6 protein-coding genes are annotated in these 12,288 nt (G+C 58.3%); 3 read left to right on the forward strand and 3 right to left on the reverse strand.

What is annotated here, in order from left to right; translation table 11 throughout:
- Positions 1-271 precede the first annotated feature (271 nt).
- Positions 272-3,238, forward strand: a complete 2,967-nt coding sequence (locus HDE79_RS07490) for a TonB-dependent receptor (RefSeq protein ID WP_184601626.1) — start codon at positions 272-274, stop codon at positions 3,236-3,238.
- A gap of 98 nt (positions 3,239-3,336) precedes the next feature.
- On the opposite strand, the gene HDE79_RS07495 is transcribed toward HDE79_RS07490, so the two are convergent.
- From HDE79_RS07495 to HDE79_RS07505, 3 genes are all read right to left on the reverse strand, one after another.
- A complete protein-coding gene (locus HDE79_RS07495; RefSeq protein ID WP_184601323.1) occupies positions 3,337-4,143 on the reverse strand; it encodes a GDSL-type esterase/lipase family protein in 807 nt (268 codons plus the stop codon).
- A gap of 62 nt (positions 4,144-4,205) precedes the next feature.
- A complete protein-coding gene (locus tag HDE79_RS07500) occupies positions 4,206-6,734 on the reverse strand; it encodes a glycoside hydrolase family 2 protein (protein ID WP_184601324.1) in 2,529 nt (842 codons plus the stop codon).
- Between the two features lie 87 nt (positions 6,735-6,821).
- A complete protein-coding gene (locus HDE79_RS07505) occupies positions 6,822-7,445 on the reverse strand; it encodes a TetR/AcrR family transcriptional regulator (protein WP_184601325.1) in 624 nt (207 codons plus the stop codon).
- A gap of 280 nt (positions 7,446-7,725) precedes the next feature.
- Between HDE79_RS07505 and HDE79_RS07510 the strand changes: the two genes are divergently transcribed.
- The gene (locus tag HDE79_RS07510) at positions 7,726-9,213 is read left to right on the forward strand and encodes an MFS transporter (RefSeq protein WP_184601326.1); all 1,488 of its coding nucleotides are present in this window, start codon (positions 7,726-7,728) and stop codon (positions 9,211-9,213) included.
- A gap of 537 nt (positions 9,214-9,750) precedes the next feature.
- The gene (locus HDE79_RS07515; RefSeq protein WP_184601327.1) at positions 9,751-12,126 is read left to right on the forward strand and encodes a TonB-dependent receptor; all 2,376 of its coding nucleotides are present in this window, start codon (positions 9,751-9,753) and stop codon (positions 12,124-12,126) included.
- The last annotated feature ends 162 nt before the right edge of the window (positions 12,127-12,288 follow it).

The raw sequence follows: 12,288 nt of genomic DNA on the forward strand, positions 1-12,288 counted from the left end.
CAAATACTCATCCCATTTAGACGTCTAGATGTCCATATGTTGTGTACTATTCATCTCGTACTCAGCATCGTCTTGACGATCGCCATAGGGGCGAAAGAGTGCATTGAACCCATCGGATCCAGTGGCATTGATGCCGCATGAAACCGTCGATCCATACCCATGGACCGATGATATGACATGAGCAAATCGCCTGGCATACCGCATCCATACCCAAGCTTTCGAGAGTCCAATTTTGAAAAATCGAACTACGCTCAAGCCTGACGCGCTTGCAATGGCACTGGGCATCGCACTGATAGTTGTCGCCACACCGCTATTCGCCCAGTCGACCACGGGCAGCATCTTCGGGCAGGCACCCACGATCGGCAATGAAACCGTACAGGTCAGAAGCAGCACTGGCATCTCGCGTGTGGTGACTGTGGACGGTCACGGCCATTACGTAGCGAGCGAACTTCCACTGGGCACCTATACCGTATCGCTGCTGCGCGATGGCCAAGTGGTCGATACGCGCAGCGACATCAACCTGCGCGTCGGCACCGGTTCGGATGTGTCGTTTCAGCCCGCGGCAGTAAAGGATCTCAACGCGGTAAAGGTCAGCGCCAACGCACTGCCGCCAATCGATGTCACCAGCGTCGATTCGCGCACGGTGATTACCTCGGCTCAGCTGGCGCAGTTGCCATTGGGCCGTTCTGCGGAAGCCATCGCACAACTGGCGCCTGGCGTGGTGAACAACAGCGGTGGCTACGTCGGGCCCACAGGGCAATCGTTAGTCAGTTTCGGTGGCTCGGCCGCCAGCGAGAACGCGTATTACATCAATGGCTTCAACACTACCGATCCACTGCGTGGCTTCGGCGGACTCACCCTGCCGTACGGTGCCATCGAGCAACAGGAAATTTATACCGGCGGCTACAGCGCGCGGTACGGCCGCTCCGATGGTGGCGTGATCAACATGGTCGGCAAAAGCGGCACGGATCAGTGGCATTTCGGCGGGCAAGTGCTGTGGGAGCCCGACTTCGCGCACGCCGATGCCACCAACACCTACTACACCAACGGACTGCCTTCGTCGCCGGTTGCCGGCAGCCTGTATGACCCGAACAGCAAAAATCGCCAGTGGACGAAAACATACGACGCCTATCTTGGCGGCCCGCTGATCAAGGACAAACTGTTTCTGTTTCTCGCCGCCGAAACCTCTACCCAGGATGGCGATACGGTCAACAATGTATCCAAGGCGCAGCCTTACGTGCGCTACCAGTACCAGCAACCCAAGTGGTACGGCAAGCTGGACTGGAATATCACCGACAGCAACATTCTCGAGCTCACCGGCGCCTCGAACAAAAATCAGACCAACGGCAGCGTCTACAGCTACGACTACAACGCGCTGAAGCCGGGCAGCTTCATCAACTATGCCGACAGCATCAAGACTGGCGGCGACCTCTACACCGCCAAGTTCACCAGCTACATCACCGACAGTCTCACCCTCACTGCCACCTACGGCAAGATGAAGACCGTCAACTACGATGCGCCGGGCGGCTACGACAGCAGCCTGACCTATCTGTACCACGTGCAGTACCAGAACCCCGCATTGAATGGCGGTACACCGATCAGCAACAATCAGATCACGCAATCGCTATACAACGGCAATCGCCATAACGACACCAATAATCTGCGCCTCGACCTGACCTACCAGTTGGGCCAGCATGCCATCTCGTTCGGCATCGACAACCAGAATGCGCGCGCCGTCGACCAGGGCAGCCAGATCTCTGGCCCAGGCTATTATTGGGATTACGCATACACCACCACGCCGACGGTAGCGTTGATTCCCAATCTCGGCGTGGGTGCGCCGGCCAATTATTCGAATGGCGCATCCGGCTATTACGTGATCAAACACGTCAACAGCTCGATTGCCAGCGTGCGCTCCGCCCAACGCGCGCAATACATCGAAGACAAATGGCAGGTCAGCGATCGCTGGCTGTTGTCGCTGGGTCTGCGTAACGACCAGTTCACCGACTACAACGCCGATGCGCAGTCCTATATCCGCCAGACCACACCGCAGTGGGCTCCGCGACTGGGCTTTAGCTGGGATGTGAATGGCGACGCCAGCTTCAAAGTCTACGGCAACGCTGGACGCTATTATCTCGGGTTACCGCTCAATCCCGCATTGAATGCCGCTGGCGCGTACGTGGCCACCCAGCAATATTTCACCTATAGCGGCGTCGCTGCTGACGGTACACCCACCGGGCTCACGCCTTTCTCCAACCCGGTATCGCCCAACAATACATACGGTGTATTGCCCGATCCAAAAACGGTGACCGCACAGAACCTGAAGTCGGAATACCAGGATGAATTCATCCTCGGCTTTACCAAAGCGCTCGACGACCAGTGGGTGTATGGCGCCAAGCTGACGCAGCGCATTCTGCGCAACGCCATCGACGACTACTGCGATGTCAGCGCGATCGAGAACAAGGCCGCCTCATTAGGTTACGACGTCAACGCCACCAACAGCTGCTATCTGATCAATCCAGGCCGGGCCAATACGTTTACCGTGGCCGATACCAGCGGCACCTATCACAGCGTGACGCTGACCAACGCCGAGGCCGGTTTTCCACCGCTTAAGCGCCAGTACTACGGCCTGGAAACCTTTCTCGAACATCCGTTCGATGGCAAGTGGTACGGCAAGATCGATTACGTCTTCTCGCGCAGTTACGGCGATACCGAAGGGCAGCTCCGTTCTGACATCCAGCAGACAGCCGCATCGACCAGCATCGACTGGGACTTCCCGGAACTGATGTCCTATAGCAACGGCGCGCAAAGCAACGACCACACGCACCAGATCAAGCTGTTCGGCTACTACCAGCTCACACCCCAATGGCAGGTCTCGGGCAATCTGCAGATCGTCTCCGGTAACCCGCGCAACTGCCTGGGTTACTACGGTCCCAATCAGACCGACCCGGACGGCTACGGCAGCTACTACCATTGGTGCGGTGGTCAGCCATCACCACCCGGCACGCATCGCCTGCCGTGGAACAAGCAGGTCGACGTGGGCGCAACCTATCGGCCATCGTTCGGGGAAGGCAAGCTCGCGTTTTCGGTGAATGTCTTCAACCTGTTCAACGGGCAGACCATCCTCAATGCCTATCCCTACTTCCAGATCTCCCCTGGCACACCAGATCCGCTGTACGGCTCGGCCGTGGTGCGCCAGCTGCCCCGCTACGTGCGTCTGAGCGCAACCTACGATTATTGATCGCCCAGTTTAGCGACCAGACTGCCATTGCTTGGCAGCACCAAAAAGGGACGCCACATGGCGTCCCTTTTTCATTATCCATAAGACGTCGCTTACGTTCAGACGTCCGAAAGCACTTTTCCGATTGCAGCCAGTGCCAGCGGCCGCATGACGTCATAGCCGGCTTTGTTCGGATGCAGACCGTCATTGGAGTATTCCGGCGGCAGTGAACGGTCCTCGGCGGTGAGTACGCTGAAATAGTCGATGAAGACTGCGTCGCGCTCTTTCGCCACCTGGCGTAGCCAGTCGTTCAACTCGGCAATGCGTTCTATGGGTTTGACCTCGGGGCGATGGAGGAAACCGGCAGACGGCGTGATGTTGCCGAGCATGACCTTTATACCGTTGACCTGCGCAATATCCAGCATCGCCATGATGTTGTTCTTGTAATCCTGCGGCGTGGTTGATCCGGTATTGCCGGCGATGTCATTGCTGCCACAGAGGATATGCACAGCCGTTGGCTTCAACGCGACGACGTCGGGATAGAAACGAATAAGGGTCTGCGGAGTGGTCTGGCCGCTGATGCCGCGACCGATGATGCCATTGGCAAAAAGCTCGGGATCGCCATGACGCCAGATTTCGGTAATCGAGTCTCCGATGAAAACTACCTTGGGCTTGCCGTCCTTTCGGACAGCTTCGTTTTCGCCGCGATACAGACCAAGGAACGGCCAGTCGCGTGCGCGCTGTTCAACTTCGGCTTCGGTGTAAGCCGTGCGCACTGCCGGGTCCATGACGCGAGCCATCAATGCCATGTCAGGCGGACCTGACCTCAACACAAACTCGAGTATCGCCTGTTCGAACGGCGTGCGTTCCCTGGGCGTCGGAGCAAGTTCGTCGACCATGCCGATGGGGGTTGGGTTCTGCGTCATTGTCGAATCCTCACAGTCTGGGTTGATCGCAACCGGTTCGTTGCGCTGTTGTTATGGGTGGATCAGCAGCTCGCGATCTGCACGTCCTGCGGAGATATCGTCACGCCGGAGTTGCGCACGATGATCGTGCGCGTCTCACCAAGGCGCATGTCGAAGTAGTTGTCGCTGAAGTACGTCCAGCCATGCGGCGTGGTGATATGCACAAAGTAGAGATACGTCGCCGCCGCCAGGTGCACATGCAGTTCATGAGCCGACACGACTTCGATCTCGACCTCTGGCAGCTTGCCCTTCGGTCGATCGAGATCCTTGATAGCCGCAAAAAACCAACGATTGGTTTCGAATACATCGTCGCTGGAACTCACTGTCAGAAAGCGGCTTGCGCAGCTACCGAGCTGCGCAGCGGATGCCTGCCAGACCGGCTTGCTGCCATTGGGCTCGACGTCATATGCCAGCGGCACGCTACAGATAGTGTCTCCATCGAATGTACCGAGTTCGACGATGGCTTCGCCGCGCAAGGTGTCGAGCGTGTCGTTCGTGATCCACAACTCGACATCGCCGTTGGCCAGCGACTTGAACGAAGCCAGCACCGGCTCGTAGGCCCGCGACGTGTAGTAATAAGCAGCCTTGCCAAAACCGTAGTAGTCCACCAGGCTCCAGCTAATGCCCGGCCAGCAGTCGTTGTACTGCCAGATCAGCGAACCGGAGCAGTGCGGCTTGCGACGGCGGAAATGTTCGATGCCGAACTTCAACCCCTCGGCCTGCGTGATCTGGGTGAAGTCGACATACTCTTCCAGCGTGGTCGGCAATCCCGTTACCGGAATCAGCATCGCGTCGACTTTGTCCTTCGGCTTGTCCTTGATGCGATTGAGCAATCCTTCGCTACCCAGAACACGCTGGTCTTCGGGCAGCGCGCGCTGCAGCGTCTGCATACCCGGCGATGCCTGGATGCCGTATTCACTGATAAAGCGTGCGTTGTCTTCGGCATAGCGCGTATAGGCAACACCTTCAGGGCTGTGATCGAAGCTGCCGACCGGCTCATCGATCGGAACCAACGGCAAGCCATGCCATACCGTCCAATGATGCACGTCGCCGGCCAACATGCTGTTGTCACTTGGGCCACCGGTCGGGCTGCCCGGCCAGTAAGGCGTGGTCGGGTCCAGCTCGGCCAGCGCTTCGGGCATGACTTTGTCGTAGTAAAGCGCACCGGCCAGCGGCTCGTTACCGCCGGTCATGCGGTTCATGAAACCTTGCACCGCCTGGCCTTCGTTGTTACCGCACCAGACGGCGAGCGATGCATGGTGGCGCAGGCGCTCGATCTGATGGCGCACCTCGGCGCGCACATTCTCGACGAATACTGGCTCATGCTCGGGATATGGCGCACAGGCAAACATGAAGTCCTGCCAGACCAGCAGACCGAGTTCATCGCAAACGTCATAGAACGTGTCGTGCTCGTAAACGCCGCCGCCCCACACACGAATCATGTTCATGTTGGCATTGGCGGCCATCCGCAGCAGATGGCGATAATGCGGATCATCGACCGCGCCGACGAACGAGCTGGCCGGCACCCAGCACACGCCACGCGCGAAGATCGGCACGCCGTTCACCACGAACCGGAAGAAGCTGGCACCTGGCTCGTCGGCATCCGACGAAGTATCGATGGCAATGGTGCGAATACCGACCTTCATGTCGCGAAAGTCGATGATTCGTTCGTCGGCCTTGAGCACCACGTTGAGCGCGTAAAGACTCGCCGCCCCCAGCTCCGGCGTCCACCAAAGCTGGGGATCATCGATATTGAGTTCGATCGACGCCTTCGCACCAGACAGCCCAAGAGTGCGCTGGTAAACGACAACACCTTGCGGGTCGCGCAGCACGATTCCAGCAGAGAGTGTGGCCGCGTTCGAAAATGCGTCGATCGACAATTCCACGCTGACCTTTGCATGGTCACGTGCCTCAGAAATGTCGTGCGTCGTGAACTTGATCGCTTCGATGGCAGCATCCGTTTCAAGCTGCAACGTCACCGGCTTCCAGATACCCACCGTCGGCAGTCGCGGGCCCCAATCCCAACCCCAGCCAAACTGTGCCTTGCGGATAAAGTTGCGCTTGGTCTCCTCGATCGGATCGGAAATGATCGACCATACCGGCATCGCCTTGTCGACAATCGCCGTAGAGGTTGGCGTAAAGCTGACGACCAGCGCGTTCGATCCCGGGCGCGTGTGCCCGCCAATGTCGAACGACCACGCGCGGAACATGTTGTCCGTCGAAGCAAGCGCCTTGCCGTTCAACCAGACCGTGGCAAAGGTATCGAGGCCTTCAAACGTGAGGATCAGCCGCTGATTCGCTGCGATAGCTGGTGCATCGAAGTCCGCGCACCACCACCATTCACGATCCTTGACCCAGGCGCATTCGGACTCGGTGCGATCGCCGAATGGATCGGGCAATCGCCCGGCGGCGTGCAGGGCAAGATAGAGATCACCCGGTATGGGCACGTCGATCCAGTCTGCCGCATCGAGGCTTTCTGCTGCGATATGACTCGCTGCAGCAGTGCCAACATCGAAATCCTTTACCCGCCACGTGCTGAACATACTGATCATCGGATGCGCCTTGTCGATGAGGCGCTTCAAACAATCAGCGCCTCAAATCGTTGTCACGGTATCGTGACATAAGGCCCGACGCAAGCATCATCTGGCTCGCTTCAGCTTGGCAGCCGCATCCGCACCGGCAACGGCCACCGCGGTGTAAATCGAGACAATCTCATCCAGCGTAGCTACCTTGCTGCTCAGCGCCTCGACCGCTCCGCGCAGCGCCGCCAGAAACACCCGTGCCAGCACCTCCGCCCTCGCCTTCGGTAAACCGTGCGAGTCACGCAATACGCCAGCCCAGTCTTTTATCGAACGCTCGTGAACTTCCCTGGCGATATCCGGGAATACCGCCTCATCGGAAAACAACCGCGACAACAGCGGCCCGCGCTCGCGCACCAGCTCCAGCCAAACACGGATGTTGACGTTGACGCGCAGGCGCAAGTCCGGGTTGGCGGGAAGCACCGCTCGCGCCCTGCTCCCCGCTTCCTCCATCTCCTGATTCAGCAGCGCATGCAGCAGCTCTTCGCGATTGGTGAAGTAGCGATAGCCCAGGCGTTTGTTGACGCCGGTTCGTGCAGCGACCTCTTCCATCGTTACAGCTGGCAGACCCTGTTGCACGACGATCTCGGCGGCCGCCTCGAGGAATTTTGCGCGCCGCTCGGTAGCCGGCAGGCGCGGCTTTGCTGGTGCTTTTTCACGCTTGGCTGCCATGGGTTTGCTCATGCTCATTCCTGCCGTCTGTTCTTGGTGACTTTACGCTTTGCAGCGATCCTCATCGCGGCATGCAGCGTTCTAACGCAACCGGGTGCGCGCAAATCGTGCCGCAGTGCGAGTTGCGCATCATCATAAGTCCCGATACCGTGACATGCCAGACTGGATCACCTATCGAGTAGACGCGGGCGGGCGGAGGCTATGCCTACGCAACGTGCGCCGCCTGGGTCGCGGGATTTCTATCATCACCTTATATCCCATGGCGCATGCATGGGTATCGAGTACAGCACGCATGAATTTGGAAACCGATTTGCAGCAGGGCGCAACTGTTATCTCGCCGACAGCCACTGGACGCAGCTCACGCCTCTCCGTTGGCCTGCAGTTCGGCTACGGGTTAGGCCAGTTGCTCGACGGCGCTTCGTCGAATGCAATCAACATTTTCCTGTTGTTTTATCTCACAGCCGTGTGCGGACTATCTGGATCGGCTGCCGGCATCGCTATTTCGGCGGGACTGGTGATCGATGCCATTGTCGACCCGGTTATCGGATTTATTTCGGATAGCTGGCGCTCGCGGTGGGGACGCCGACTGCCTTTCATGATCGCCGCTGTTATACCCGCATCGATCTCGCTGGTACTGATTTTCTCGCTGCCAAAGAACGCAAGCGGCACAGCCCTGTTCATTCTGGTGATGATCGTATCGCTGCTGCTGCGGCTATCGATATCGCTGTTCAACTTGCCCTATCTCGCACTGGGTGCCGAGGTCACCGACAACCACAAGGAGCGTATGGCCATCGCCGCATGGCGCTGGGGACTCGGCATGGCCGCCGGCTTGGTCGCCGTAGCGCTTGGCTTCGGCGTGTTTCTCAAAGGACCTGGCGGCCTGATGCACCGTGACGCCTACGCTACATTCGCCATGGCCTGCGCCGCCTTGATGGCGATTGGCGCAATATCTTCGATTGTCGCCGGTTACAAGATGCGCGGAAGAATGCATGAAGGCGTCAACGCTGCTGGCGGCAATCGTGCCAACTTTATCGCCGGCATCATCGAACTATTCAAAAATGCCTCCTTCAGGGCGCTGTTTGCATCCGCGATACTTTTCTTTGTATCGCTTGGCGTGTCGCTCTCGCTGGGTTTGCATGCAAATACCTTCTTCTGGCATCTGGAAACCAACGAAACGCAACTTGTCACGCTGAGCCTGTTTGTCGGCCTGCTGATCGGTGCTCCGCTGGCGGGCTTACTTCGCCGCTTCGAGAAACGCACCACGGTGTTTATCGGATGGATTGGCATGATGCTCGCGATGGCTATTCCGGTAGTACTGCGACTACTAGGACTAGTGCCGCTATCGCACATGCCGCTTGCCTTGCTGCTTGCCAGCTTCAGCCTGTTCAACGGTGCGATGTTGTCCATAGTCGCGGTGGCTTTCGGCGCGATGATGGCGGATGCCGTCGACGAGCATGAATTCCTTTTTCACACCCGGCGCGAAGGTCTCTACTTTGCCGGCTGGACCTTTGCAGCGAAAATGTCAGCGGGCATCGGCACCCTGCTTGCGGGCCTCATTCTCCAATTCATCGGCTTTCCGAACGATCTCGCCGCGGCAGGCGGCCTGCATGCCAGCCTTTCGCCGCGCACGGTTGAACTGCTTGGACTGTTCGCCGGTCCGGGGGCGGCGGCCATTGGCCTGACCGGGATCTTCGTCATCTTTGGATATCGCGTGAATCGTCGCCGCCATGCGGAGATAATTGCAGCGTTGTCGGAACGACGAATTGGATCGCTTGCCTAGCCGACATTTCAAATAGACGTCCATATGATGTAAGGCGACTTCACCAAAGAGTCGTCTTACACGATCATCCTGCTCTCGCCTAAGCCTTCGGTTCTCGTCTGGCTGCACGGATCAAACGCGGTTTTTCGGATCGCTGGGCGACAAAATCTGCCGAACTGCGGCGCCTCGATTTCGAGTGATGGTGCACTGCAATCGCCATCTTTGACGCAAAAAAGCATGGCCACCCCCGCCATTACGGATCGCGCTTGCTACCGATTACTCCGATCGCCGCTTATCTTCCTGACCGGCGCAGAGCCGGCCAATCAGCTCATTCATGTGCATGCAGCCGAGTTCATGCATGTCGCCGAGTGCTGGACTGGAAGGCGCGCGCGCATAGGTCATGTGCGCCTTCAGCACGTCATCGCATAGCCATCTTCTCGCTGCATTGCATCAAAAAACAGACTTGCCTGTTTGTAAATACGAGCCTATCTTTCGGCCACGCTCTGATTTTCGCTTCGATCCAGGGCGCCGCCGTTAGACTTCGTTGGAGGGGAAATAGTGCGCACTTCTTATTTGATCATGCTCGCCTGCAGCAGTGCCTTGATGACCATGGCGACCCCGCTGTATGCGCAGGAAACGCCAGTCGGCATCGACCCTGCACAGGCATCTACAGCTGCCCCAGCCGTGCCGGCAAACGCGAAGGACAACAAAACGAGCCAAACCACGAACGCAGGAGCCGCGTCACCCGACAAGGCGGCGAACCTCTCGCAAATCATGGTGACGGCGACCAAGCGTGCTGAGTCGATCCAGTCGGTGCCGGTGACGGTCACCGTAGTCAGCGCAGCGCAGTTGCAGAATCAGGGTTTGAACAATATCGCGGATCTTACGGACGCCGTACCCGCTCTCAGCGCGCAAGCAGGGCAACCCATCGCACTGCAGATCCGCGGCATCGGCGTGCCGCAAAACGCTCAGACAGCGGAGCCGAGCGTAGGGATAGTCGTCGACGGCGTTTCACTGGGCAACGCCATGGCCAGTGCCCCGCAACTGTTCGATGTCGCGCGCGTGGAAGTGCTCGAAGGCCCGCAAGACACGCTGTTCGGACGCAGCACTTCGGCCGGTGTGCTCAACATCACAACCAACGCACCGGATCCCAGCAAGGCCGAGGTCATTGTCCACGCCGATCAGGGCAGTCGCGACAGCTACACCCATCAAGCGGTGCTGAACCTGCCGGTTTCGGCCTACTCAGCCCTGCGTTTGTCCGTCGCCGATACCCGCCAACCTGACACGGTCTACAACGATTACCAGTACAGCTGGGGCGAGAACCGGAATCAAAGCGCGCGCTTGCGCTACCTCTGGCAGCCCACCGACAAGCTCACCGTCAATCTCATCGCCGACTACTCCCGCATCTTCGAAAAGGGCGGCTTTACCGACTTTCCGGTCTATCAGTCCACGCCAGGCAGCGCGCTGAGCAATCTGCTCAGTTTGTGCGGGCTCGTACCAACGCAGGACAACAACCGCACCTGCTCCGATGGCCCCAGCGGCTATACCGCCAAGTCCGAAGGACTATCAGGCCAGGTCGACTATGACTTTGGCGGAACGACGCTGTCGTCGATCACCGCAGTACGTCATCTCAGGGCTGGCGGCGGCGGCGATGCGGACAGCACACCCGTCGATATCGTCAACACCAACACCAATAACATCAACCTGCGCACGGAGAGTCAGGAATTCCGCGCAACCTCGTCGAACAATGATTTCCTCGACTATGTCGGTGGTCTTTACTACTACCACAGCACGAATATCTACAACGCGCTGGAAGAAGGCGAGCCGCTGCTGGAGGATGGCCTTCCCATTCTGGCCGGCCAGGCATCGCTGACCCAGTCGAGAGAAAGAAGCTATGCGGGTTATGGCGAAGCTACCTTGAAATTCACGCCGACATTTCGCGGCATTATCGGACTGCGTTATGGCGATGACGATGTCTCTGCCAATACCGTTCGGCAGCTCGCGCCCGGGGCGCTCTTTCCGATCAACGGACTCGCTGCCATCAGCGGACGTACCGACAACAAATACAATTCCTTCCGACTGGGCGTGCAGGACGACCTGACATCCAACGCGATGGGTTACATCACGTTTACCAAGGGCTACAAAGGTCCGGCAGTGAATGATCAGGCCGCCACGAACAACGTGCCGGTGCTGGTCAAGCCGGAAATCCCCATCGCTTGGGAGGCTGGCATCAAGACTACCTGGCTCGATGACCGTGTCGGTATCAACGGCTCCATCTACCATACCCACCTGGAAAATTTTCAGGCGCTTTACTTTGACCCCGCATCGGCTACGTTCGTCTACGGCAATGCGCCCTCGGTCACCGTCAAGGGAGCTGAACTGAGCGCGTTCGGCCGACTCACGACCAACTTCACTCTTAATCTGGGCGCTATCTACAACGACGCCAAATATGGCAACGGGTACTTTGTGGGCTGCGCACCAAACTTCCAGACAGTAGCGGATCGCTGCACCACGGTAGTCAATCCCAATGGCAGCACCGCGAAAGAAGCCAATGCCAGTGGCAACCAGCTAGTGGGCTCCCCGAAGTGGAAAGTCACCCTCAACGGCACCTATACACATGCGTTGAATGCCGGCCTCGACGGCCTTGCATCGGTCGATGGCGTTTACACCTCACGCATCTATTTTGATCAGGCCTACGACCCGACGGATACCACCGGCAGCCACATGCTGCTCGGTGCCAAAATTGGCGTTCGTTCGCACGACGGGCGCTGGGGTGTTTATATCTACGGCCACAACCTGACCGACGAGCGCGTGCCGACGTACCGATTTGTGACCCCATCGGGCACACTGCTCGGCGACTCCAACACCTATAGCCAGACACTCGGTGCCGATTCCTTCCGCACGGTGGGCGTCTCGTTCGACGCCCGCTTCTGACGGGTACGATCGGATGGACGACGTTGTCAACAAGCCGCATATCATGCATGTAAAACGCAATGACCGACTGACTGCTACAACTCGCTTGATAGAGATGCCAATTTGACTACCAAACATACCGCCCAGAAGGCATCACCGCGGGCAGCAGCCAAAGCCAAGCCA

The organism is Rhodanobacter sp. MP1X3, from assembly GCF_014207165.1.
Lineage (GTDB): Bacteria > Pseudomonadota > Gammaproteobacteria > Xanthomonadales > Rhodanobacteraceae > Rhodanobacter.

Coding starts and splice junctions, on each gene's coding strand:
- HDE79_RS07495 (WP_184601323.1), bottom strand. CDS start 4,143: ATGACGCAGAACCCAACCCCCATCGGCATGGTCGACGAACTTGCTCCG.
- HDE79_RS07500 (WP_184601324.1), bottom strand. CDS start 6,734: ATGATCAGTATGTTCAGCACGTGGCGGGTAAAGGATTTCGATGTTGGC.
- HDE79_RS07505 (WP_184601325.1), bottom strand. CDS start 7,445: ATGAGCAAACCCATGGCAGCCAAGCGTGAAAAAGCACCAGCAAAGCCG.
- HDE79_RS07490 (WP_184601626.1), top strand. CDS start 272: ATGGCACTGGGCATCGCACTGATAGTTGTCGCCACACCGCTATTCGCC.
- HDE79_RS07510 (WP_184601326.1), top strand. CDS start 7,726: ATGAATTTGGAAACCGATTTGCAGCAGGGCGCAACTGTTATCTCGCCG.